We start from the raw sequence: 22,258 nt of genomic DNA on the forward strand, positions 1-22,258 counted from the left end.
GGCTACTTCACCGTTGCGACGGTTAATCCGTCATAGCCCGGCAAAATCGTTCCCGTCAATCGTTCGTCGCTTAGCATTCGTTCATTGAACGCCCGCATTGCTTGTACAGACGGCCCGTTCTTCTCTGAATTCCACACTCGGCCGCGAAGCAGCGTGTTGTCGCCGACGATGACCGCGCCCGGGTTCGCCAGCGCAAGCGCCCAGTCCAAATATACCGGGTAGCCTTCCTTGTCGGCGTCGATAAAGAAGAAGTCGAATCGTCTTCCCTCTTGCGCCAGCTTAGCCAAATTGTCCTTCGCATCACCGATGCGGTACTCGACACGTCCGCCGAAGCCGGCCGCTTCCATATTCGTTCTCGCCGCGTCCGCGAAATGCGGCAGCAGCTCAAGCGACGTCAGCGCGCCATCCTCGCCAAGCCCACGAGCCAAGCAAATGCCGCTGTAGCCCCCGAGCGCGCCGATCTCCAGCGCCTGCTTCGCGCCGGACATCTGAACGAGCATCGTCAACAGCCGCCCGTAGCCGGGAGCTACGGATATCTCCGGCATGCCCAGCGCTTTGATCGATGCAATAACCCGCTCGAGGTCGGCGTCGGCGCCAAGTAAGTCGTTTACGTAATTTCCTGCTTCCATTATTACTCTATCGCTCCTATAAGGCCGGAATTGTAATTCGGGCCGAGTTTGTCCTATACTTGATTGTATGATTTTGACCGGCTGGATACAACCGGCATGAAGACGGAGTGATAGCATACATGAGTAAATTGCAATTGATCGCCACCGCACCGATGGGGCTGGAAGCGATCGTCGCGCGCGAGTTGAAGGATCTCGGCTACGAGGATCAGAAGGTCGAGAACGGCCGGGTCGTATTCACCGGAGGACCGGAAGACATCGCGCGCGCCAACCTGTGGCTGCGGACGAGCGACCGTGTCCTGATTAAAATGGCGGAGTACCCTGCCACGACGTTCGATGAATTGTTCGAGGGCGCCAAGGCGATCGATTGGCCGGCCTTCATCCCAGGCGACGGCGAATTTCCGGTGGAAGGCCGCTCGCACAAATCGCAGCTGACGAGCGTGCCCGCCTGCCAGAAGATCGTCAAGAAGGCGGTCGTCGAGAAAATGAAAATGACGTACGGCACCGAATGGTTCCCCGAAGACGGCGCCCGCTTCGTCATCGAGGTCATTCTGCTGAACGACATCGCCACGATCACCTTGGATACGACCGGGCCTGGTTTGCATAAACGAGGCTACCGTAAGCTAGTCACCGAGGCGCCAATCAAAGAAACGATGGCCGCTGCAATGGTCATGCTCAGCCGTTGGAAGCCGGACCGGCCGCTTGTCGATCCGTTCTGCGGCTCCGGGACGATCCCCGTCGAAGCGGCGATGATCGCCTGGAACATCGCACCAGGTCTACGCCGCACGTTCAACAGCGAAGGCTGGCCGCTCCTTGGCGAGGACATCTGGGAACGCGCCCGCGAGGAAGCCTATGACGCCGTCAAAGACGACATCCCGCTCATGATCAGCGGATCCGACATCGATCCGGGCGCGATCGAAATCGCGGAAGCCGCCGTGAAGAAGGCCGGCTTCGGCCGCGATATCAAGCTAAGCGTCCTGCCGGTCGCGAAGCTGAAACCGCAGGGCGACTATGGCGTCATCGTGACGAACCCGCCGTATGGCGAACGTCTCGGCGACGATGCGGAAGCGGAGAAAGCGATTCGTCAACTCGGCCTCATCGCCCAGTACTTGCCGACGTGGTCGTTCTTCGCGCTTAGCCCGACGAAGACATTCGAGCAGAATTTCGGTCAGAACGCGACCAAGAAGCGCAAGCTGTTCAACGGCCGGATCGAATGCGCGCTCTATCAATTTTTTGGACCGCTTCCTCCAAGACAGAAGGAGTAGTCCACCCTTGTGCGGTGCGAGTCAAGTCGACGCGCCGCGCCAAACGTGTATAATTCCGCCAATGCCCTTGCCGTGCGGGCGCGGCACGCTTCGTTCGTACCTATGCGCCCGCCATGGCGCACGAGTACGAACGCTTCATTACAGCGTTCGCAACCGTGCGGCGCACGAGCACGAACGCTTCATTACAGCGTTCGCAACCGCACGGCGCACGAGTACGAACGCTTCATTAACAGCGTTCGCAACCGTGCGCATAGGTGCTGCATTTTGGAGCCCTCCGGCTCCTCGTAGGAAAGGAACGAAATCGATTCATGCGCATTACCTTGCAAACTAATATGAAACGGAGCGTGCGGACCTCGCTGGAAGGATTGGAGAGAATCAAAGTCATCGATATTGTCATCTTCTTCGTCGTCATGATGATGAAGCTCGTCCTATTCGACCGCTTCGTTCATGTCCCGAATATGGCCATGAGCTGGGATGACGTGCTGGTGGGCCTCGGCACGCTCGCGCTCGTCTCCTTCTGGTCGATGTGGCTGCCCCCCCGCGCGCGGACGGTCGCCCTGCTCATCCTGAATCTCATTCTTACGTTCGTCATTTATGCCGACCTTATTTATTTCCGCTATTTTCAAGATCTCATCTCCATCCCCGTGCTGCTGCAAGCCGGCCAGGTGGGAGAACTCGGCGACAGTATCTGGACGCTGATTGGCCCGGCCGATTTGTGGTTCATCGTCGAATGGCCGTTCATCATTGCATTCGGCGTCTATGCGCTCGCGCAGCGGCGTAAGGGAGGCTCGGCTCCGCAAGCTACGATAAGTGCCGCCGAGCGGATCAAGCGCCGCTGGTTCAAACTCGTCTTCCGCCTCTCGAGCAGTTTGATCATTTTCGCGGCCGGCCTGACGCTCGTCTTCGTCCCCATCAATATCGCCAAGCAGACGTGGGCGGTCGGACTGTTCGTTGGCAACTGGTGGAATCTCTCGTTATATAACGTGACAGGCGTGCTCGGCTTTCATGGCTATGACGCCTACCGTTACGCGCGGGACAACATTTTGCACGAGAATGCGTTGACTGATACGGAGATCGCGGAAGCGAAGCAGTTCTTCGAGGAACGGGGCGAGACGCGCAAGAAACTGGAGAGCGACCCGTTGTTTGGCGCCTATAAAGGCAGCAACGTCATCCTCATCCAGCTGGAGGCGTTCCAGAATTTCATGATCGGCCAGCGTATTGGCGGCCAAGAAGTAACGCCGAACATGAACAAGCTGATCGAGGAGAGCCTCTATTTCAACCGCTTCTATCACCAAACGTCCCAAGGCCGCACATCGGATGCCGACCTGGCTGCGAATGCCTCGCTCCAGCCGATGATTACCGGTTCCGTCTTTATCCGCTACGCCCAGCACGAGACCGACTCGCTCGCGTCGGCGCTGAAGAAGCAAGGTTATTCGCCGAACGTGTTCCATGCCTACGACGGCGGCTTCTGGAACCGCAACACGATGTACAGCAATATGGGCTATGACCATTTCTATAACCGCAAGGACTTCACGATCGACGAGCCGCTCGGCTGGTCGCTTGGGGACAACTCGTTCTTCCGGCAGTCGGTGGACATCATGAAGGAGACGAAGCAGCCGTTCTATTCGTTCCTCATCTCCCTCTCCAGTCACCACCCGTTCCCGCTGCCGAAGGATTACCAGACGCTCGATGTCGGCGAATTCAAAGGGACGATTTTCGGCGACTACCTCGAAGCCGCTCATTATGTGGATTCGTCGGTGGGACATATGATCGAACAGCTCAAGAAGGAAGGCTTATGGGACAAGTCGATCTTCCTGTTCTATGGCGACCACGACAACTCGATCCGCGACTGGAGTTATTTCGAGAAGTTCCTTGGCCGGCCGCTGAACGAGGTCGATCAGTACAATGTGCTGAAGCAAGTGCCGTTCATCGTTCATGTGCCGGACGGCAAGCTGACGGGCGTCCACGAGGAAGTAGGCGGCCAGCTCGATATTACGCCGACGATTCTGCATCTGCTCGGTATTTCGAGCGGGGACCTCTATCAACTCGGCACGCCGCTCGTCACCGAGCAGCCGCTTGCCGGCAAACGCGTCGTCATGCGCGAAGGCGCCTACACGGACGGCAGCGTCTGGTTCTTCCCGGCGACCGACGGTCTGCCCGAGCATAACCGTTGTCTGGATGCCGTCACCGGCGAAGCGAAGGATAACAGCGCCTGTCCGGCCGGTTCGGAGGCCCGCAAGGAGCTTGTCATGTCCGACCGGGTCGTCGTGTACGACCTCATCCGCGAGTTTCGCCGGAAGCCGTAATGCAGGTGAATCCGAATAGGCGGTGACTGCACCGCATTTGGACACAACGAAGAAACCTCCCCGGAGCCCGTAAGGCTCGCAGGGAGGTTTCTTCGTTTATTTCACGTAAGGACGCGCCTTCTCGATCGCTTCATCTTCGGTCGGCGCCGTAATGTACCGGCCGTTAATAAAGATGAACGCCCGCTTCGCGCAAGGTCCGCAATAGGACTTGCAGCCGACGAGAATTTCGGCGCTCGGGTCGAGCTTCTGGAGCTTAGGCAGCATCTTCTTCACGGAAATATGCTTGCATTTGTCGCAAATTCGTATATCGTTTGGCATGTTCCGTTTCTCCCCGCTCTAGTCGACGACCGACTGCTTAGTGGTCGCCGTGATTGCCTTTAGTCGGGTTCGTAACGGCAAAGCCTTCCTCTGGCGAGTAGAAATAGTCGACGCGCACGCCGTCCAGGAAGTCGTTGTCCTTCTCGAGCAGCACCTTGATGCCGCTGTCCGTCTCGACCAGCACGTCTTTATCCGATTGGTCGTCGATGCCAAGCCCGTAGTGAGCGTGGTCGCCGTGGGAATGCGTCACATAAACGCGAAGAAATTTGCCCTCGTGTTCGGGCTTGTCCAATTCGGCTTGCAGCACTTTAGCCGCGTTGCGCGAAATTTTGCATTTCATGAATTTTCATCTCCTTCATCGTACCATCTCTCCTATTGTAAAGAAACCGGACGCGCAGTTCAACCTTCAGCGCAAAATCCGGCTGTATTTTCGTTCCATCCAGCGGGTGTACAGCTCGGCGGCGATCATCGTTACCGCGATGTCATCAATAGGGAGCAGCGGCAGGGCATCCGGCATCACCCAGTAGATCAGCACCGGTACAAGGAATAACAGCTTGTCCAGCAGCTTCACCTCTTTGGCGGTGACGAGCCGGTAAATGCGGACAAACACATGCCGCCAGTGACGGAGCGAGAGCAGTTTGCGCATGGCTTGCGGCCTCCTTTCGCCGTCATTATAGCATAGGGAAGCATTCTCCGCATGCCAGCGCAAGGCACCCTGCCCCCTCCACTCGACCGGCACCTGCTACAGCCCGGCCAGATAACGAATCGCCCGCACGAGCATAGGCTGTAATTCGTCATACACGTCGTCGAAGCAATCCAAAGCAAGCGGATTGACACCGCTGCCCAGCTCGACCGTAAAGCCCGGCTTGCGATACTCGTATATAAACCAATCCTTGTAGCCGGCATCGCTGCCGGTCAGCTTGACGGGATTATACCCGCTCGCTTGCCCGAACGCTCTGGCCAGGCTCTCGCTCTCCGGCGGCTCATAGCCTCTATAATTCCAATAAATCTCCTGCCCCTGCGTATGCAGCGCGATCGCCAGATCGAATCGTTCAGCCGAGGTCAAATCAAACAGCGCTTTTGCTTCCGGCTCGCTAAGCGGTGCCGGCCCCGGATAATCCCGCCTTCCTGGCCCATCGGCCGCACGGCGTTTCACTTCCTCCTCCCAGAAGGCTGGGAACTGATCGTTCAGATCGACGCCTCGGGCATTCGCCTTCCAGCGGCGGAATCGGCGGGATCCATGGTTCCATTGGAGCAGCTCGTGATAGAAGGGATGATCCGCTTGCAAGCCCTCCTGAGCCAGCTTCACGCCGTCGGGGTTCACCAGCGGCACGGCCCATACCGTCACCTCGCTCAGCGCTTGACGCACGTCCATTCCCGCCAGCCGTCCGCCCCGAGCGCCTGCCGCAACCAATTCCTCGACGAAGCGCATGAGCAGCGGCGTCGTGATCCATTCATTGGCATGCATGGCAGCGTTAATATGCAGCTTGCGGGCGCCGTCGCCAATGCGGAGCGCATACAGCGGCAGGCCGAGGACGCTTGCGCCGAACGACTTCACGTGCACGAACGGGTAATGCTTCTCCAACATAGCAAGATCCCGCTCCAGCTCAGCCGGACCATATTCCGCGCGGGCGTCGATGATCGGTCCGCCCCCTGCCGATTCCGGCAGCGTGACCAGTTGCCCCGGGACCAGCTGCTTGGGATCCAGACGGGGATTCGCCGCCAGCAGCGCCTGGACCGTAAGCGAGAAACGCTCGGCCACGCCGAGCACCGTATCGCCCGGCTGCACGCAGTAGCAGGATGCGTTCTGCTCCGGGATAAACACAAGCAGCCCCGTCGCGATCGGATCCGCGGGAGACAATCTTGGATTCGCCGCCAACAGCGCGGCAGCATGGATATGGAATCTCCGGGCAATGCGAAGCAGCGTATCGCCCGGTTGCACGACGTAAGGCATCATGCTTATAACCTCCTCCTGGCCAAGCTGATCGGCCAAACACGTCACATGTCACATGCTATGCGAGGCAGGCGGCGCACATGCCAGCACCTAATCATGTATCCTATGCTCGTCCAAACTTGTTATCGCGAAATACATAGACAGCCCAATAGAAGCCTCGGGGCGTTCCGCGATACTTGCACGCGCACGACCGAGACTTCTAATGCGATCTACTTCTCATGACCCGCGACCTAAGTCAAGCCAATTCGCGGCACTTGCCAGACGACCGGGTTCAGCGCGATATGCTCGTCGAGCCATTGAAGCGCAATCTTTTGAAACAGCACGGCATCGCCGCTGCAGCAGAATTGATGAATCGGCTGTTCTTCGCCGCGAGCTAGTTTAGACTGGTCGTGCAAAATGGTGCTAATCTCGCGCGCCGTCTCGTCCGCAGAGCTAATAAGCGCCACCTTCTGACCGGTGACCTCCGAGATCGTCTCCGCCAGAAACGGGTAGTGGGTACATCCGAGAATTAACGTATCGAAATGGTACGGCCGAAGACTGGCCAACCCTTGCTCCACCGTCGCCTGCGTCTCGGGAGAACGGAAGTTGCCCTGCTCGACGAGCGGGACGAACGCCGGACAAGCCAAACTAACGACCCGGACATGAGGCGAAAGCTGCTTCAGCACCTGTTCATAAGCGCCGCTGCGGATCGTCCCTTCCGTGCCGATAACGCCGATCCAGCCATTCTGCGTTCTCCCCAAGGCCGCGCGGGCCCCGGGGTGGATAACCCCCACGACGGGCACGTTCACGCGCGAGCGTATATCTTCCAGCGCAACGGCGGTGGCCGTATTGCACGCGATGACGATCATTTTCGGCTGATATTGGATCAAATAGTCGACGATCTCGCGCGTAAAACGCATGACCTCCTCGGCTGGCCGAGGCCCATACGGCGCCCTGGCCGTGTCGCCGAAATAGATCACCTTCTCCCTAGGCAGCTGGCGCATCACTTCTTTGACCACGGTAAGCCCGCCTACACCGGAATCCAATATTGCGATCGGTTGTTGCACAAACACACCGCTTTCTTCAACGTTTTGTCTGTAGTAGCTCAATATCAGCTTCAATAGAATATGAACCGAAAGCGAAAAACGTACCTTCCTCCGGCGCAGATTGCGCGGACAAGGCTGATACAACAAAAAAGCCGGGCTCCGCTTGGAACCCGGCCTGCTCTTCTATTACGTCACCCCGGCCGACTCGACCGAGAATTCGAACAATGCGATCCGTTATTCCGCGGCAGGCAGGACGACCAGCTTCCACGCCGTTCCGATCGGCGGCAAGCTCTTCGTCAGCATTGGGCCATAGAAGCCGATAACCCGCGCCCCTTTAACCAGTTGATCGGCGGTCGCCTTCTCGCCGGTAGCTGTAACGAGCTGCGTGTCCGCATTCAGTGTCAATTTGACCTCTGGCTGTGATATATCGCTGAGCGCCTCGCCTTTGATCCAGACGGTAACCGCGCCGTCCGCAGCCCTCGATACGTCCTCGATCACTCCTGCCGTGCCAAGCATCATCTTAGGCGCAGCGGATGGTATCTTGACGATCAGCTCATACAACGAGGTTTGCGGCGGCAGGCTCAATGTTTGCGCCATGGAATGCACGGCCTTTACCTCGTAGCCCAGCTGCACATCCGTCCATTGCAGCACGGTTCCGTCCTCAGCTTTCACGACCGTATCTGGGCCGACGTTCAACACCAGCCCCTCGGTCCCCGTACCATTGATGCGCACGCTGCCTTCGCCATCTTTCACGTCGATGCCAGTCACGAACCCTTCTGTCGTTATGGTTTTCTTGTCAGCCAGCGTCACTTCCACGGTATCGGTCCCGCGAGTTACTTCTGCTTGGAGCACTTGCGCGGCGAACGAATCCGGCACGTACATTTTGCCGTTCGTAAGCTCCGGCGCGGCGCCGAGGGTAATGAGCATGCGTGCGAACGAATATTGGTCTACGCCTGTCTTCACGCTCGTCCATTGCGCGCCTTTCGCCAGTTCAACCGATTGCGACTTCCCATTCCACTTGACGCTATAGCCAAGCGCTGACGCCAAGTCGCGCAGCGGGATCATGACGTCCTTGCCGTTCTTATTCATATAGCTGGTTCCGCTTACGACCGATCCGTTCACGGCCAGCGAATATGCGCCATTGGCCGGCGCGTTAATTGTCGCATGAATCGGAACCGCTGTCTGGTAATCCTGTGCGGATGCCAAACCGCTTGCGCCCGTTGCCATCATTGCCGTCGTCAAGATCGCTAGTCCAAGTTTCTTCGTTGTGTGCATCATTATTCCTCCTGATGTGTTTGCTGGTGTCGTTGGTTCTTCCTTCTAGACGGGGCGCTATTCAAGAATGTTGCAAGATGCATCTATTTTTTTGCCCCGAGATTGTCGCGAGCATGATGCGTGGATGAGGATCTCCTATATAATAGATGTATCTGATCTTTACCTTCACGCGCAAGGAGCTGGCATCGACCATGGATCATTATCACTTCTCTGTAGGTGTCAATCCGCTGCAGCCGCGCGGCGACCTGTTCGTGTTGTTCAGCGGCCACGGCCAGCCCGTGCCCGGCCATGCGATCGGCCCTGCCGTGCATCATTACTATCTCGTGCATACCGTCATGTCCGGTCGCGGCCTCTTCCGCATGGACGGACGCGTCTACGAACTTGAAGCTGGCGATACGTTCGTCATTTTCCCGGATACGCTATTCTCCTATGCCGCCGACCGGGACGAGCCGTGGACATACCGATGGGTGGCGTACAAGGGAGACGGCGCAGCGGATATGATGGCGGCGCTCGGCATCGCGATCACGCGTCCCGTTCTTCGGGTCCCTTCCCTGCCGCGTGCGCTTCGGCTCTATCGGGCGATCCAACGAACGTTCGAACAGACGCCATCCGCCGATTTGGCCGATCTGGAAGCATCCGGCTTGCTGCGCTTGCTGTTCAAATTATTCGGCGACGCCAACCGGGAAAGGCTGCGCACGCCCGATCAAGGGCTGGGAAGCGATATCGAGCGCCAAATCAAGCGTGCGGTCCGCTGGCTCTCCCTCCAATACGCGGAATCGGTCTCCATCGACGATTTGTCGCGGACACTCGGCTACCACCGGACGCATTTCTCCAAAATGTTCAAGCAGACAACCGGACTGTCGCCTAAGCAGTTTCTACAGCAGGTTCGCATGGAACGCGCCAAGGAGCTGCTGGACGGACCGCATGAACTGCAAATCGATCAGATTGCCGCCGCAGTCGGTTACAGTGATCCGCTCTACTTCTCTAAATTATTCCACAAATTCGCCGGCTGTTCGCCGTCCGCCTATCGTCTTAGTCAACGCGGAGGAACAGAAGAGGACGATGACGCGGCCAGCCAAGCAGAGAAATGAGTGATGACCGAAAGCGGTTAAGCGCGCTGCAAGCCAAGCAAGCCATGTCATCGTCGACATGGCTCGCCCGGTCTCTTGTTATGACCCGTAACGCCAGCACGTTAGCTAATCGTCGTCCGTTCTGTCGCTTCTTCGTTCTCTTCTTGGCCGGCTGCGACTTCTTGATTCACTTCGAGCCGCTCGCTGCGTTCTTCACCGCGTTTCCAATTACGAACGGAATCGATGACGTTGCTCGTCGTCTCTTTCGCTTTATCCGCAATCGCTGCCCCGCCGCTTGCAACCTGCTTCGCGAGGCGTGTCGTCGATTCCCCGACTTGACCGGCAATGCGGACCGTTTGCTCGCCGACTTGCTGCGCGCCATCCGCGATATCTTTGCGGAGTTCGCGGCCCGACTTCGGCGCGAATAATAGCGCGGTTACCGAACCGACGACGCCCCCGGCTAACAGTCCATACAGAAATCCTTTATTTGCTTTGTTCTTGGCCATCTTGCATCTCTCCCTCATCGTTATAAAGTCGCCGCTTCCGGTTTGGGTTCCTTGGTATCGTGCCCAAGATCACCCGGGTAGCATGCAGAGGAACGCTCTTCGTTCCGTTTGGATTGCACGAATTGCCATGCCGCGTATCCTACTTCCGCCCAATCCAACGCTTCCTTGATTTGATGCTTATACTTGCCGCCGCCGCGTTCGACTTGCGAAGCGGCATGGGCGGTAAATACGCCCGTCAGGTTGCGTACGGCTGCAGCGGCTTGATCTGCCGAATCGCCGATGACTCGTGCGGCTTCGAACAATTTCGCCGCCCCGTCGATTTGCCGATGCACCGCGCGGATCGCCTCTGCCGCCGGATCGGCAACAGCGCCTGCCTTCACCGTGATCTCCGCCGCGCTTCGCTCGATCGCTTTGGCGGATTCGACCAACCTTCCAAGCTTGCGATCGGCCGACCTCAGCCACAGCAGCACGCCGGCAACCAGCACGACGAAGGCGATGGCGATGCTTGCCTGGAACCAAATATGGATCATCGTCCGTTCCTCCTTCTGCCCGGATAGGGCGAATGCCCATTTCGTAATGACAGTATAAGCAGCATGGGCTCGTCTTGACACAAACCCCGAATGAAAATGAGCACAAAAAAACCGGATCGCGGCTGCCCGCAATTCGGCTTCTAATCGGATTCCCGCGCGGATGATCGCGCGATCTTGTAGGTGCACTTCGTCCCGCCCTTCGCCAAACATTCAGTCCGTTCCACGTCTGCAAGCAGCAGCTCCCGAAAGAGCGCCAGCTCGCATTGACAGGCCTGCTCGTAGCGAGCCGCCACCCGTGCGATCGGACAATTGTATTCATGCAGGACAAGTTCGTCGCCATGGTTCTCCAGGCTGACCATATAACCGCCATCGTTCTGAATGTCGGAGAGCTCCTGTACGCGAGCCGCAAGGTCTTTGCCGCTCATGCGGCTGGCGTGACGCTCCAGTAATTTGCGTTTGCGCCCCTCGAACATCCGGTCGATCATGCTTGCTGCATTCGGATCGCCTTCTAATTCTTCCAGCAGATCGAGCGCAAGGGAGCTGTAGGTCTTCGGAAATACCTGCTCGGCTTCCTCCGTCAAACTATACTTAAGCGTCGGGCGGCCGACCGATTGCCGGACCACCGTCGGGCGAATAAGACCGTCCCGCTCTAGCGAGCTCAAGTGCCTGCGTACGCCCATCTCCGTGATGTTCAGCTCCCTGGCCAAATCGCCCGCGTTCATGGGCGCTCTCGTCTTCAGGAGCACTAATATTGTCTGCCGCGTTCCGCCCTCCTGACGAAACTGCGTCTTCGCTGGCAGCGCATCGCCGAATGGTTCCATGTCTCATCACCGCCTTTACGCCTATAAATCGACTGTTGATAGCGACATTGTATCCTATTTTGTCTTTGTCGTAAATCTCGGGACGCCTTCGCCCCCAAAAAAATAAGCGGCTATCCGCGAACCGGACAACCGCTTTGTGGAGTTGAACTACGACCCTAATTCCTGCAGCAAATACGCTTCCACGCTGCGTTTGAATTGTTCCAGCACGTCCGGAAGAGCCGTCGTGAGCGAGTGCAGCTCACCAGCTGGCCAGGCGAAATAGTCCTGCACGAGGGGCTTGCGAAGCTTGACCAACTCCATGACCACTTCCTTAATGGCCCCGGGGAATACGCCTTCCTCTGCGATAATATCGATAATATCCTCATAACTGCTCGCATCGCGCATAATGAAGCCATCAATAATGTAACTTCCAACGTCTGTTACGGCTTCAATTGCCAAATGTAGAGCGCGTTCCTGGGCCAGACCCTGAAGCAGTTCCCCTCTCCACTCGGCAGCCAGCGTACGCATCGCCCCCGCCACATCCGGAATGACGGCCAAACGAACGGATATTTGTTCCCGATTCACATAATACATAGCGATCAGCTCTCGAAATCGACGCTGACGGACGCTTCGCGCACCTGCGTGATATGTTCGATGACTTTCTGATGAACCGGATGTACTTGATACGCCCCGAGCGCTTCCATCGATTCGAACCTCGTGATCAGTCCGATATCGTAGGAACGCTCCGAATGCACGATATCTGTGCCCACTTCAATATGCTTCAGCACGTCGATCTTGCCCTCCATATCCTTCAGCACCTGCACGGTCTGCGCAATGGCTTCCGGGCTGCGGTCCTTCAGCTTGAACAATACAATGTGTGTAATCATGCGATGATCGCTCCTTATCCGTAAAAAATGATAGCTTGCGTGCCTTCCCCTATTACCTTGCCCTACATCCCGCTGGCCCGCCGACTGGCAACCGAATGAGTTGCGGCTTGGCGTCGCATAATAAGCCAAGCTGACGTAACAATCGGCAATCTTCTCGCAAAGGGGATGACTGTGTGCGTTACCGGGTTACCATTGTTGCCACGCTGATCGGCGTCGCCTTGTGCCTGTACAATTACACCGGTTATGATCCGCATAACATGGTATTCTTTATGTTTAGCATACCCGGCTGGTTCGCGGACATGTTCAAGGATATCCACGAAATCAACGTCTTCACGATGTACGCGCTGACCATTGTCAGCTGGGCGATCCTTGGATTCGTCTGCGATTGGATGATCGCGCGAGGAAGACGCCGCAAACGCTCGTACTAAAGATGGCGGCGTGAGGCCGTGTTCGACATCAAGACAGCGACACCCGCATCACGCCCGAGCGCTTGTATTCTAAAAAAAGGAGCCGATCAGGGCTCCTTTTCCGTGTTGGCTATAACTATTCGACGACGAGGACGGATTTCATGTCGGTGTGGCCGGTACCGCACATAACCGAGCAGTGAATTTCGAACTTGCCAGCCTGATCAACCGTGATCTCCTTCTCCATCGTGTCGCCTTGCAGATCTACGCCAAGGTCAGGAATGGCAAGACCGTGAATACCGCTTTTGTTGACCAGCTTCAAGATGACTTTATCGCCCTTCTTGACCTTGTACTCCTTCTGATCGAACGTAAAATCGGCATTGGCCTCGACTTTAACCATAACGGTACCTGGCGGCAAGGAAGCCGCTTCGTCTACCGGCTTCTCTGGCAGCTGGGTAGCCATGATGTAGATGGCGAGTGCGGATGCAGCTGCGAAGATGACGAACATAATCCACTTATACATTACTGCTTGCTCCCCTTTAGCTGGAATGTCTACTCTTTATATTACATAAGATCGTCCGATTTTCTCAACATTAAACTCCGGAATCTGCCAAAACTTTTTTTAGATTTTGACAAAACCTTGAACGTTGTGTGACATCGCGTAGGATTTCAACAGGCGCTCGGACTCGGCTCGAACGTAACTCCAGCCTAGCGTAAACGAGTGTTCGTAGCCTCGGCTTACGTACCTCGCAGTCATGCCGCTTGCCCCCTGCAGCTCCTCCAAGATGCGGATGCCGTGCTCGCGGAAATCCATGCGCAGCGCCGCCAGCTCCAGCAGCGTTCGATCTTGCAGTCCGCGCAGCATCGATTCGTATAAGCGCGGCAGCTTCGCGGGCGCGGCGCCGACGATCCGGATATCGTGATTCAGTATGCGCACGGTGACGCCCAGCAGCACGTATCGCTTCACCAGCTCCAGCTCTCTTCCGATCTGCGCGGCTGGTCCTTTGCCGGTCTCTCGCGTCATGGACACCCCTCCAAATAAGAACGTTTGTTCTTATTATATCGAATGTATGTTCGCTTTACAACCGGATTCGGGACGCTTCCGTCAATTACCGCAAACGAAATAAATAAGGGCTTGTTCTTCTTGAAAGAAGACAGCCCTTGACGGTTATTTTTTGTTCTTCAGCACTTCGATCATTTCGCGCAGCTTCGGCGGAAGCGGGATGCCGAGCACGCCGAAATTCTCGATAATCGAAATCAGCTCGTTCGCCAAATAGAAATAGATGGCCGCGTTCATCGTCACATACCCGGTGCCAAGCAAGATGTCGATCCGGTGCGCAAGCAAGATGACCAGCAACATGAGCCCTTTGCGGGTCAGTCCCCATGAACCGACCTTACTGTTCAAACCAGCTTTGCGCTTGACGGCCGCGGCGATCCCCGATATGATGTCGATCCCCATCGCAATGAGCAGCACTGTTAACGACTCTTGCCATATCCCGAACACGAACGCCCCTACAGCGCCGAGACCGGCCGCTATTGTACAGAATACCCATTGCATCCGCCAATCCTCCCCCTGCATGACATGCTACATCATATGCAGGAGAGGGCATCCAGGTTGTCCACGGCTGTACCCGCTCTTCAGAGCGCGTTCTATTCGGGCGGTTTCGGCGAGGAGGAGCGGCTGCCATGCAGAAGAGCACGCTATAGGCCGCTAAAGTTATTCGGCCCGGAACCGATATACCTTACTGCCGAAATCGCCGTGCGGATAGACGATCCGAATTCCCGCGTACATCAGCTCGTCGCCGCCGGAAACAAGACCGCTTCCCAGCTCCTTGTAGGCCAAATCCGGATCGAGCCCCTTCAGCTTCAGCCGGCTAAGCGGCGCATTTGGCTGCGCCAGCACGGTCACGTGCACGACGAGCGCTTCTTTCCGGTCTTCGGAGACGAACATCCACGCCGTCTCGTTCCCTTCGAACGGGCTAAGCAGACGGTAGAAATCGCCGAACAGCGTGAGCTCCCGTACATCTTTGACAAGCGCAACCTGGCGCTTCACTTCTTCTTTCTCCGCCTCGGTGAACGCCGTTAAATCCAGTTCGTAGCCGAAATTGCCCGACATCGCCACGTCGCCTCGCGTCGTAAGCGACGTGAGGCGACCGACCTGATGATTCGGAACCGCGGACACGTGCGCGCCCATCGAGCTGATCGGGTAGACGATGCTCGTGCCGTATTGGATGGATAGCCGGCTGATCGCGTCCGAATTGTCGCTCGTCCAGGTCTGCGGCATGTAGTAGAGCATGCCCGGATCGAATCGGCCGCCTCCGCCGGAGCAGCTCTCGAACAGAATGTCCGGGTGTGCCGACGTAATCCGTTCCAGTACGTCATAGAGCCCCAGCATATAGCGGTGCGCCGTCTCGCGCTGACGTTCCGGCGGAAGCAGCGCCGAACCGATCTCCGTCATGTTCCGGTTCATATCCCATTTGACATATCGGATCGGCGCGCTGCCAAGAATCGCGCCAAGCGCATCCACGAGATAATCCTGCACGTCCTTGCGCGACATGTCTAATATGAGCTGGGTACGGCCGGTCGACCGTCTGAGCCCTTCGACATGCAGACACCAGTCCGGATGCGCGCGGTATAAGTCGCTATCCGGCGAAATCATCTCCGGCTCGAACCAGAGGCCGAACGACAACCCCTGCCGGTTAACGCGTTCCACGAGATCCGGCAGCCCGTTCGGCAGCTTCTTGCGGTCGACGATCCAGTCGCCGAGCGAGGTCGTGTCGTCGTCGCGATGGCCGAACCAGCCGTCGTCGAGCACGAACAGCTCGATGCCGAGCTCGCCCCCGGCTTTGGCGATCGCTTCGATTTTGTCCGCGTTGAAGTTGAAATAGGTTGCTTCCCAGTTATTCACGAGAATCGGTCTGACCCGGTCGCGATGAACGCCGCGGCACAGACGGGTACGGTATAGCTTATGGTACTTGCGGGACATCGCGCCTAATCCTTCGCCCGAATACACCATGACCGCCTCAGGCGTCTGGAACGATTCGCCAGGCGCGAGCAGCCAAGAGAAGTCGAACGGATTGATGCCGATAAAGGCGCGCGAGACCGCGTAGGAGTCTACCTCGACCCCGGCGGCGAAGCTGCCGCTATAGACAAGATTGAAGCCGTAAACGTCGCCATGATCCTCGTCTGCACCTTGCGCAAGCAGCGCGAAGAACGGGTTCTGGGCATGGCTGCTTGAGCCGCGGCGGCTCTCCACGGACTGCATGCCCGGCGCAAGCGCCCGCTTGCGAATATGCCGCTCCCGGCTCCAATTGCCGGACAGCTGCAGAAACTCGTAACGGTCGTGCGGCAGGTCGACGCTCGCGCTTAATGCGCGGTTCAGCCGGATCGGCTCCTTGCCGGCGTTGGTAAGCCGTGCGGAACGGATCAAGACATCGAATCCTTCCATTACCGTATAAGTCAACTCGACCGTAAGACCCGACTGATCGTCCGCAAGTTCGAGAATAAGCGTCGACGCCTCGTCGTTCGATTCGGCGTATACGGCAGGCAGTCCTTCCAGGGCAGGCTTGCCTTCCACGATCCGGTAAGACCGATAGGTAAGTTCGGCCGCGCTGCTGCCGCTCGCAAGTCCGACCTCGTACGCCGGCGTTCGGAAATCCGTCGTGCCATAGCCGGGATATTCCAGCATGACCGTATTGAGCGAGAACGATTTGTCCGCTTCCACCGGATTCGGATCGAAGGACACCCGGCCGTTGCGCTCATGAAGCAGGGCCGGATCTGCCTTGCGGAGCTTGCGGCCCCAGTACAGGTGTACAGGGTACCCATGTATAATTTGAAACGCGTAACTCGTTGAGGCCGTCTGCAAATGAAAGACCTGCTGCTCGTTATTTACCAGGATCGGCATCCTGTCATTCCTCCTCGTTGTGCGCTGGCGCTGATTCGTTCGGAATCAGGTTATGATACCAGTATAGAGCCGCCCGCCGGCCGGTGAGTATGGACGCATTTAGCCGGGACATGGAGAAATGTAGGATTATCCGCAATCAACTTAAACCGAACACGCCCGAACCGCGAAGACGAAACGAGACGTCCACGATCAAATCGTCTTCGCCCGGCAGCCATCCGTCCCGCTCGTGCGTCAGCTTGCGCCAAAGCCCGACATGGCGACGGTACAGCGCCTCCTCCAGATTGTACAGATCCTCTCCCTTCGCAAGCCCTTTCCGGTACGTATCGAGCACCTCTTCTTTAATGACCTGCTTCATCCGCGCGACGATCTGCTTCTGCGACATGTGTCCGCCGATCTCGGCCACTTCGCCGACCACGCTCAGCTTGATCGTGAAGACGGGCTCCTTCTTGGAGACGTCGACGCGGACCTTCTGCTTGACGTCGTTCACCGCGATCGTCGCTTTGTTCGCGCCGTCGCCGGCGATCGGCATCAAATACCGCGTGAAATTCGGATTGACCCATTTGACGCCGTTCATCTCGGCTAGCGGGAACAACGTCGCGCTGCCCTTGCGCTTGATCGCGAACATGCCTTGGATCACCTGCATTTTCACCGGCTGCGTCTGTTCCTGCCACATGCGGGTGCTGACGCCGACCACGGGCAGCAGCACGGTAGCGGCCCCTTCGTTATAACGGGCGACGAAATGCTGCATGCTGAGCGGATCGATCAGGTTCGCCCGCCTCATCTGATCCCGGGGGCTGTAGATCAGGCTCGTCGTCTGCGGCATGGCGAAGAACGTGCTCGTCGTCAAGATATCCTCGATCGGGCCCGTCGTCCCGAACACCCAAGAGGTGTAGCGGGATACCCGGACCCGGTTCAGCGCGTCGAGAATTTCATCCAGCTTCTCCACCGCGTTGTCCCGGATAATGACCGTCTTCAGCTGCTCGGTGTTCATCTCCGTCTGCGCCGTGCGGAGCAGCTCGCTGTACGCGCCGTAGAACGTTGGGCCGACGCCCCGGCCGATCCATACCTTCGCGGCTCTGTTCTCGCCGCCCTCGCTCTTGGCGATGGACGCGAAATCGACCAGCTGGGTATAGACGATGAACTTCCCTTCCTTATATTCGACGCCGACTGCGGTCGCGTAATCCACCGTCTCCAGATTGGTCGAATCCCAGCAGCCCGTTATTACTAGGCAAATCAAGAGTGCGCCAATGACCCGCATCCCTTTGTACGCTCGCCTGTCACCGTTCATGGTTATTCACCCGCTTCGCCCGGTATTTCCATGGCAGCTGGATCAGGATGGTCAGAAGCTCCCTTGCGCTCTTGACCTCCCCGAAGCTGATATATGGCATGCCGAACGATTGCAGCGAGCTCATGTACAGCAGCACCGTGAACAGCCCGATGAAAAACCCGAACAGACCGAGCACCGAGGAGATGAACATGATAAAAAGCCGCATCAGGAGCACGCTGCCGTTCAGCGACTGATTCACGAGCGTGAACGTCGCCACCGCCGTCACGGCCGAAACGACAAGCATCGTCGGCGACGTCAAGCCTGCTCGGATCGCCGCGTCCCCGACGATGAGGCCACCGACGACGCTGACCGTCTGCCCGACAGGTCGGGGCAAACGCACGCCGGCCTCCCGGAACAGCTCGAACATGAGCATCATGAGGAACAGCTCGAGCTGCGAGCTGAGCGGCAGCCCGTTGCGCGAGATCGTGACGGTCGCCAGCAGCGGAAGCGGCACCTGATCCGTATTGAACGCAAGCAGCGAAATCCAAAATCCCGGCAACGTAATGGCCAGCGATAACCCGATCAATCGGAGCACCCGCTCCAATGCCACGAAATAGAAGGGCATGTGCGCATCTTCCGGCGATTTGAAGAGATGCGCCAGATTAGCCGGCGCGATGAGACCGGCGGGCGATCCGTCGACAAGGATGGCGAATCGGCCGTTCATGAGCGACTGGACGACGAAATCGGGGCGTCCTACATAGTTGATGAGCGGAAAAAGCGAAAACGAACGGTCGGATAGAATTTCTTCCAGTTCGGCGGCGCCGTGAAGGGCCTGGATGTTCAGTCCCTTGATTCTTCGTCTGGCCTCGTCGACGACGCCGGGCGGCGTGATTCCTTTCATGTAAAGCAAGCGCACCGGCGTTTGGGAAGCTTCGCCGACGCGGAAATTCTCGATTTGCAGCCGCGGGGTCCGCAGCCGTTTGCGTATGAGGGCGGTATTGACGTCGATCGACTCGACGAACCCGTCGCGAGGACCTTTGAGCGACAGCTCCATCGTCGACTCTTCCGGCGTCCGGCCGGGCTGGCTGGCAATGTTATAAGCAAAGAAGCGTCCGCTCCTATTGCGCCAGATCACCAGCTGGCCGTCGAACACGAACTTCATCACCTCTTCGCCTTCCTCGCCCGGCGTGAATTCCATCACGAATGGGGAGGATTGCGACTCGGGCGCCCAGCCGCCTTGCTGGGTCAACACGTCCTGCAGCAGCTCGCGGCTGATCATTCCTTCGCAGTAGACGAGCGTCGCCGGCCCGAGCGGGTCTGCCGAATCCTCCAGCTCCGTCATCAGCACGTCCCCGCACCCGCGCACTTTCTCCCGTATCCATTCAGCCGTTATAGGCATGGCGCTCGCTTCCGGCATCGTTCCCCTCCTCCCTCAGTTTATTGAACGACAGCAGCCAAAGCACAGTCGTGATCGCGATCGTCAGACATACGTTCGCAACGAAGATCATCCGGGTCAACTCTCTATAGTCGAACATGAAATGCGACAACACTTTAGCTGCCACAATAAATAGCGCGCAGATGACCGCCAAGGCCGCCCCCCGGAACGCCGGCCTGCGCAAGGGCAGCAGTTCAAGCACGACGAAGAGCGACATCGACATCCGCACGAACGAGCCAGCCACCCACTGGAATATCGCAAAGAAATCCAAATGCTCGATGTACCGCCCGATCGTCACGAGGCGCCACTGGGCGAAAGCCGGGTAACGCAGCTTCGCCGCCTCCACAGGGCCAAACTCGGTTACGGCGCCGATAGCCGGACCTACCGTGAGCAGCGTCAGAAATCCGAGGAGCCCAAGCAGATGAACGCGATCAAACGAACGCGTCAAATGATGCTTGACCACGAGCAGAATATAAAGCTCCGATATGCTCCCGAGCGCCAGCAAGCTGCCGCGCAGCACGCCGCCAGTCCCATGCTCCAATATAGGCAGCAAATAGCTGTAGTTCTTGTCCGGCATATTGGCCGTCATGACGAAATCGCCGAGAAACACGACGGTGGGCAGCAGCATCGTCGACATGATGGCGATCGTCCGGATGCCGCTCCATACGCCGAACCCGATTAAGGTGACCAAGCAGATCAAAATCACGAGCGGCGGCGTCGCGGGCAAATAAGTCGTCGTCGTCCACGCCGCGGTCTCCGCGTACGCTTGAAAACTGGTCATCGTTAATTGCAGTCCCATCGGCGCCAGCAGAAGGAAGGCCACAGGCTTCGGCAGCCGGCGAAACAGTTGGCGCGCGAGCGGTTCTCTGCCCGTTCGCCGAAGCGTCCCGTGAAGGACGAAATAGATCCAAGGCAGCGACGCAAGCATCGCAACCGGGGCACAGAGCCACGCGTCTCGTCCGGCATCCTGCAAGATCAGCGGCAGCAAAATGACATGGTTGGCTAGTCCGACGGACAGGATCAGCATAAACAACAAGGGCCATACCCCGAAGGTTTGCACATTCATCTCGCCCTTCAACTCCCGGAAGCTTTTCCCAAAATGATGCCCAGCGGACCGAATTATCATGCATCTTCTTCCATGCATAAAACATGGGTTTTCATGGAACGATGAAAATTAGACAATAACCGGAAAGGCAGGATTCCGATGCCAACGAAGGTCGCCACCACCATCGAAGCGAATGCCCGCATTCTCCAGCACACGTTCGCCTCCTGCGGCGATCTGCGGATTCTGCCGTGGCAGTTCGGCCCGAATATGAAAAGCCGGGCGTTCTCGGTCTACTTCGATACGATCGTGCAAGAGCGAGGCGCGAACTACTTCCGGCAGACGCTGCAAAATATTTTGGATCAAACGCTCGGCGCCGGAGAGATGGTCACCCCGGGCATGATCGCCCATTATTACGACCGGAATGTCGCTTCCGAACAGCCGGCTTTCCTTGTCGAGGATTTGGAACACGCCGTCAGCCTCGTGCTCGCCGGCTACCTCATCATCTTCATCGACGGCTGGGAGAAAGCCATCGCTTATATGGCCGCCGACGTGCCAAGCCGCGAAGTGAATGAATCCGTTACGGAGCCCGTCGTGCAAGGTCCTCGCGAGTCGACCGTCGACAAGATGAAGACCAATATCGGGATGATTCGCGCTCGCATCCAAAGCCCCAAGCTGAAAACCTGCTACTTGCGCGGAGGCGGCGCTTCCCGCACGATGGTCGCCTACACGTATCTCGACGGGGCCGTCGATCCGGCCGTGCTGAAGGTGTTCACCGAGCGCATGGAGCAGCTCAAGGATGGCGACGTGCTGGAAACCGCTTATGTCGAAAGCGTCATCGAAGACAGCACCTGGTCGCCTTTCCCGCAGTTCCGGTATACGGAACGTACGGATGTCGCGGCGGCCGCACTGCTCGGCGGCAAAATCGTCGTCCTCGTCGAAGGGACGGGCAGTCTCCTCCTCTGTCCCGGCTTGTTCTTCGAGCTCCTTCAGTCGAGCGAGGATTACTACCAGCGCACGCTGGTCGCCAATGCGATTCGTTGGATGCGGCTGACCGCATTCCTCATGGCGCTGCTGCTGCCGAGCCTGTACATCGCGCTCTCCACCTTCCATACGGAGCTAATTCCGACCGTCCTGCTGCTGGCCGTACTCGATTCCAGGGAGGGCATCCCGTTCCCGGCGTTCGTGGAGGCGTTCATCATGGTGTTCTTCTTCGAGCTGCTGCGCGAGGCCGGCATCCGCCTGCCAAGGCCAGTCGGCTCCGCCGTCAGCATCGTCGGGGCGCTGGTCGTGGGCGAGGCCGCCATCAATGCGGGCATCGCCTCGCCGTTCATGGTCGTCGTCATCGCCTTGACCGGAATCGCGTCCTTCTCGCTGCCGCAATATAATTTCGCCATCGCCCTGCGGCTGCTTCAAATCCCGCTGATGGCGTTCGCCACGCTACTCGGCGGGTTTGGCCTCATCATCGGCTATTTGCTCATTTGGAACCATCTTGCTCGTCTGCAATCGCTCGGCGTTCCTTATTTGCGTCCGCTCGCGCCTTGGAACGCCGGCCAAATGGCGGACACCGTCTTTCGCAGACCGCTCGTATCCCGATTCAAGCCGCTAGCGGACCGAAAACCCGCGGCGAAACGATCTTGACCG

General features: G+C 57.8%; 24 protein-coding genes. 5 read left to right on the plus strand and 19 right to left on the minus strand.

Features of this window, described 5'->3' with window-relative positions:
* Positions 1-2: 2 nt before the first annotated feature.
* On the minus strand, positions 3-629 hold the full coding sequence (locus ACFFSY_RS15335) for an O-methyltransferase (RefSeq protein ID WP_377495444.1): 627 nt from the start codon (positions 627-629) through the stop codon (positions 3-5).
* Positions 630-748: 119 nt separating this feature from the next.
* Here ACFFSY_RS15335 and ACFFSY_RS15340 point away from each other — a divergent pair, with 119 nt between their 5' ends.
* Entirely contained in the window at positions 749-1,891 is a 1,143-nt protein-coding gene (locus ACFFSY_RS15340) for a THUMP domain-containing class I SAM-dependent RNA methyltransferase (RefSeq protein ID WP_377495446.1), read from the plus strand.
* Between the two features lie 308 nt (positions 1,892-2,199).
* Positions 2,200-4,197, plus strand: coding sequence for an LTA synthase family protein (locus tag ACFFSY_RS15345; RefSeq protein WP_377495448.1), 1,998 nt, complete (start codon positions 2,200-2,202; stop codon positions 4,195-4,197).
* Positions 4,198-4,293: 96 nt separating this feature from the next.
* Here the strand turns inward: ACFFSY_RS15345 and ACFFSY_RS15350 are convergent, their stop codons facing one another.
* The 6 genes from ACFFSY_RS15350 to ACFFSY_RS15375 form a co-directional block, all read right to left on the minus strand.
* Entirely contained in the window at positions 4,294-4,515 is a 222-nt protein-coding gene (locus ACFFSY_RS15350) for a YuzB family protein (RefSeq protein WP_148930337.1), read from the minus strand.
* 37 nt (positions 4,516-4,552) lie between these two features.
* Positions 4,553-4,855 carry an iron-sulfur cluster assembly accessory protein gene (locus ACFFSY_RS15355; protein WP_377495451.1) on the minus strand — a complete coding sequence of 101 codons (303 nt, stop codon included), beginning with the start codon at positions 4,853-4,855 and terminating at the stop codon, positions 4,553-4,555.
* Between the two features lie 66 nt (positions 4,856-4,921).
* The gene (locus tag ACFFSY_RS15360; RefSeq protein ID WP_377495453.1) at positions 4,922-5,161 is read right to left on the minus strand and encodes a hypothetical protein; all 240 of its coding nucleotides are present in this window, start codon (positions 5,159-5,161) and stop codon (positions 4,922-4,924) included.
* Positions 5,162-5,257: 96 nt separating this feature from the next.
* A complete protein-coding gene (locus ACFFSY_RS15365; RefSeq protein WP_377495455.1) occupies positions 5,258-6,472 on the minus strand; it encodes a M14 family zinc carboxypeptidase in 1,215 nt (404 codons plus the stop codon).
* A 227-nt stretch (positions 6,473-6,699) separates the two neighbouring features.
* Entirely contained in the window at positions 6,700-7,515 is an 816-nt protein-coding gene (gene racE / locus ACFFSY_RS15370; protein ID WP_377495457.1) for a glutamate racemase, read from the minus strand.
* Positions 7,516-7,728: 213 nt separating this feature from the next.
* Positions 7,729-8,772 carry a copper amine oxidase N-terminal domain-containing protein gene (locus ACFFSY_RS15375; RefSeq protein ID WP_377495460.1) on the minus strand — a complete coding sequence of 348 codons (1,044 nt, stop codon included), beginning with the start codon at positions 8,770-8,772 and terminating at the stop codon, positions 7,729-7,731.
* Positions 8,773-8,915: 143 nt separating this feature from the next.
* Between ACFFSY_RS15375 and ACFFSY_RS15380 the strand changes: the two genes are divergently transcribed.
* Positions 8,916-9,860: an AraC family transcriptional regulator gene (locus tag ACFFSY_RS15380; RefSeq protein ID WP_377495462.1), complete on the plus strand. Its 945-nt coding sequence runs from the start codon at positions 8,916-8,918 to the stop codon at positions 9,858-9,860.
* Between the two features lie 101 nt (positions 9,861-9,961).
* Here ACFFSY_RS15380 and ACFFSY_RS15385 read toward each other — a convergent pair whose 3' ends face one another.
* The 5 genes from ACFFSY_RS15385 to ACFFSY_RS15405 all read right to left on the minus strand — a co-directional run bounded on the left by ACFFSY_RS15385 (position 9,962) and on the right by ACFFSY_RS15405 (position 12,562).
* Positions 9,962-10,345 carry a YtxH domain-containing protein gene (locus tag ACFFSY_RS15385; RefSeq protein ID WP_377495464.1) on the minus strand — a complete coding sequence of 128 codons (384 nt, stop codon included), beginning with the start codon at positions 10,343-10,345 and terminating at the stop codon, positions 9,962-9,964.
* A 20-nt stretch (positions 10,346-10,365) separates the two neighbouring features.
* Complete coding sequence (locus ACFFSY_RS15390; RefSeq protein WP_377495467.1) at positions 10,366-10,875, minus strand: DUF948 domain-containing protein; 510 nt, start codon at positions 10,873-10,875, stop codon at positions 10,366-10,368.
* A gap of 140 nt (positions 10,876-11,015) precedes the next feature.
* The gene (locus tag ACFFSY_RS15395; protein WP_377495469.1) at positions 11,016-11,696 is read right to left on the minus strand and encodes a helix-turn-helix transcriptional regulator; all 681 of its coding nucleotides are present in this window, start codon (positions 11,694-11,696) and stop codon (positions 11,016-11,018) included.
* A 147-nt stretch (positions 11,697-11,843) separates the two neighbouring features.
* Positions 11,844-12,269, minus strand: a complete 426-nt coding sequence (locus ACFFSY_RS15400) for a DUF86 domain-containing protein (protein WP_377495472.1) — start codon at positions 12,267-12,269, stop codon at positions 11,844-11,846.
* Between the two features lie 5 nt (positions 12,270-12,274).
* Positions 12,275-12,562: a Dabb family protein gene (locus ACFFSY_RS15405; RefSeq protein WP_377495475.1), complete on the minus strand. Its 288-nt coding sequence runs from the start codon at positions 12,560-12,562 to the stop codon at positions 12,275-12,277.
* 173 nt (positions 12,563-12,735) lie between these two features.
* On the opposite strand from ACFFSY_RS15405, the gene ACFFSY_RS15410 reads away from it, so the two are divergent.
* Positions 12,736-12,990, plus strand: coding sequence for a hypothetical protein (locus tag ACFFSY_RS15410; RefSeq protein WP_377495477.1), 255 nt, complete (start codon positions 12,736-12,738; stop codon positions 12,988-12,990).
* 115 nt (positions 12,991-13,105) lie between these two features.
* On the opposite strand, the gene ACFFSY_RS15415 is transcribed toward ACFFSY_RS15410, so the two are convergent.
* From ACFFSY_RS15415 to ACFFSY_RS15445, 7 genes are all read right to left on the minus strand, one after another.
* A complete protein-coding gene (locus ACFFSY_RS15415) occupies positions 13,106-13,489 on the minus strand; it encodes a cupredoxin domain-containing protein (RefSeq protein ID WP_377495479.1) in 384 nt (127 codons plus the stop codon).
* A 99-nt stretch (positions 13,490-13,588) separates the two neighbouring features.
* Positions 13,589-13,990: a YhjD family protein gene (locus ACFFSY_RS15420; protein WP_377495482.1), complete on the minus strand. Its 402-nt coding sequence runs from the start codon at positions 13,988-13,990 to the stop codon at positions 13,589-13,591.
* Positions 13,991-14,134: 144 nt separating this feature from the next.
* Complete coding sequence (locus ACFFSY_RS15425; protein ID WP_377495484.1) at positions 14,135-14,524, minus strand: phage holin family protein; 390 nt, start codon at positions 14,522-14,524, stop codon at positions 14,135-14,137.
* A gap of 159 nt (positions 14,525-14,683) precedes the next feature.
* Positions 14,684-16,870: an alpha-galactosidase gene (locus ACFFSY_RS15430; protein WP_377495486.1), complete on the minus strand. Its 2,187-nt coding sequence runs from the start codon at positions 16,868-16,870 to the stop codon at positions 14,684-14,686.
* A 136-nt stretch (positions 16,871-17,006) separates the two neighbouring features.
* Positions 17,007-18,158: a Ger(x)C family spore germination protein gene (locus tag ACFFSY_RS15435; protein ID WP_377495488.1), complete on the minus strand. Its 1,152-nt coding sequence runs from the start codon at positions 18,156-18,158 to the stop codon at positions 17,007-17,009.
* Complete coding sequence (locus tag ACFFSY_RS15440) at positions 18,148-19,554, minus strand: spore germination protein (RefSeq protein WP_377495490.1); 1,407 nt, start codon at positions 19,552-19,554, stop codon at positions 18,148-18,150. The genes ACFFSY_RS15435 and ACFFSY_RS15440 overlap by 11 nt, the downstream gene beginning before the upstream one ends.
* Positions 19,520-20,638: a GerAB/ArcD/ProY family transporter gene (locus tag ACFFSY_RS15445; protein WP_377495492.1), complete on the minus strand. Its 1,119-nt coding sequence runs from the start codon at positions 20,636-20,638 to the stop codon at positions 19,520-19,522. Before ACFFSY_RS15445 ends, ACFFSY_RS15440 begins: the two co-directional genes overlap by 35 nt.
* Positions 20,639-20,776: 138 nt before the next feature.
* On the opposite strand from ACFFSY_RS15445, the gene ACFFSY_RS15450 reads away from it, so the two are divergent.
* Positions 20,777-22,255 carry a spore germination protein gene (locus tag ACFFSY_RS15450; protein ID WP_377495494.1) on the plus strand — a complete coding sequence of 493 codons (1,479 nt, stop codon included), beginning with the start codon at positions 20,777-20,779 and terminating at the stop codon, positions 22,253-22,255.
* Positions 22,256-22,258 lie beyond the last annotated feature (3 nt).

The organism is Paenibacillus aurantiacus (assembly GCF_042431225.1).
Lineage (GTDB): Bacteria > Bacillota > Bacilli > Paenibacillales > Paenibacillaceae > Paenibacillus_Z > Paenibacillus_Z aurantiacus.

What these genes read in the sequence shown, in the direction of transcription:
- ACFFSY_RS15335 (WP_377495444.1), bottom strand. Translation starts at nt 629, where the DNA reads ATGGAAGCAGGAAATTACGTAAACGACTTACTTGGCGCCGACGCCGAC.
- ACFFSY_RS15340 (WP_377495446.1), top strand. Translation starts at nt 749, where the DNA reads ATGAGTAAATTGCAATTGATCGCCACCGCACCGATGGGGCTGGAAGCG.
- ACFFSY_RS15345 (WP_377495448.1), top strand. Translation starts at nt 2,200, where the DNA reads ATGCGCATTACCTTGCAAACTAATATGAAACGGAGCGTGCGGACCTCG.
- ACFFSY_RS15350 (WP_148930337.1), bottom strand. Translation starts at nt 4,515, where the DNA reads ATGCCAAACGATATACGAATTTGCGACAAATGCAAGCATATTTCCGTG.
- ACFFSY_RS15355 (WP_377495451.1), bottom strand. Translation starts at nt 4,855, where the DNA reads ATGAAATGCAAAATTTCGCGCAACGCGGCTAAAGTGCTGCAAGCCGAA.
- ACFFSY_RS15360 (WP_377495453.1), bottom strand. Translation starts at nt 5,161, where the DNA reads ATGCGCAAACTGCTCTCGCTCCGTCACTGGCGGCATGTGTTTGTCCGC.
- ACFFSY_RS15365 (WP_377495455.1), bottom strand. Translation starts at nt 6,472, where the DNA reads ATGATGCCTTACGTCGTGCAACCGGGCGATACGCTGCTTCGCATTGCC.
- ACFFSY_RS15375 (WP_377495460.1), bottom strand. Translation starts at nt 8,772, where the DNA reads ATGATGCACACAACGAAGAAACTTGGACTAGCGATCTTGACGACGGCA.
- ACFFSY_RS15380 (WP_377495462.1), top strand. Translation starts at nt 8,916, where the DNA reads ATGTATCTGATCTTTACCTTCACGCGCAAGGAGCTGGCATCGACCATG.
- ACFFSY_RS15385 (WP_377495464.1), bottom strand. Translation starts at nt 10,345, where the DNA reads ATGGCCAAGAACAAAGCAAATAAAGGATTTCTGTATGGACTGTTAGCC.
- ACFFSY_RS15390 (WP_377495467.1), bottom strand. Translation starts at nt 10,875, where the DNA reads ATGATCCATATTTGGTTCCAGGCAAGCATCGCCATCGCCTTCGTCGTG.
- ACFFSY_RS15395 (WP_377495469.1), bottom strand. Translation starts at nt 11,696, where the DNA reads ATGGAACCATTCGGCGATGCGCTGCCAGCGAAGACGCAGTTTCGTCAG.
- ACFFSY_RS15400 (WP_377495472.1), bottom strand. Translation starts at nt 12,269, where the DNA reads ATGTATTATGTGAATCGGGAACAAATATCCGTTCGTTTGGCCGTCATT.
- ACFFSY_RS15405 (WP_377495475.1), bottom strand. Translation starts at nt 12,562, where the DNA reads ATGATTACACACATTGTATTGTTCAAGCTGAAGGACCGCAGCCCGGAA.
- ACFFSY_RS15415 (WP_377495479.1), bottom strand. Translation starts at nt 13,489, where the DNA reads ATGTATAAGTGGATTATGTTCGTCATCTTCGCAGCTGCATCCGCACTC.
- ACFFSY_RS15420 (WP_377495482.1), bottom strand. Translation starts at nt 13,990, where the DNA reads ATGACGCGAGAGACCGGCAAAGGACCAGCCGCGCAGATCGGAAGAGAG.
- ACFFSY_RS15425 (WP_377495484.1), bottom strand. Translation starts at nt 14,524, where the DNA reads ATGCAATGGGTATTCTGTACAATAGCGGCCGGTCTCGGCGCTGTAGGG.
- ACFFSY_RS15430 (WP_377495486.1), bottom strand. Translation starts at nt 16,870, where the DNA reads ATGCCGATCCTGGTAAATAACGAGCAGCAGGTCTTTCATTTGCAGACG.
- ACFFSY_RS15435 (WP_377495488.1), bottom strand. Translation starts at nt 18,158, where the DNA reads ATGAACGGTGACAGGCGAGCGTACAAAGGGATGCGGGTCATTGGCGCA.
- ACFFSY_RS15440 (WP_377495490.1), bottom strand. Translation starts at nt 19,554, where the DNA reads ATGCCGGAAGCGAGCGCCATGCCTATAACGGCTGAATGGATACGGGAG.
- ACFFSY_RS15445 (WP_377495492.1), bottom strand. Translation starts at nt 20,638, where the DNA reads ATGAATGTGCAAACCTTCGGGGTATGGCCCTTGTTGTTTATGCTGATC.
- ACFFSY_RS15450 (WP_377495494.1), top strand. Translation starts at nt 20,777, where the DNA reads ATGCCAACGAAGGTCGCCACCACCATCGAAGCGAATGCCCGCATTCTC.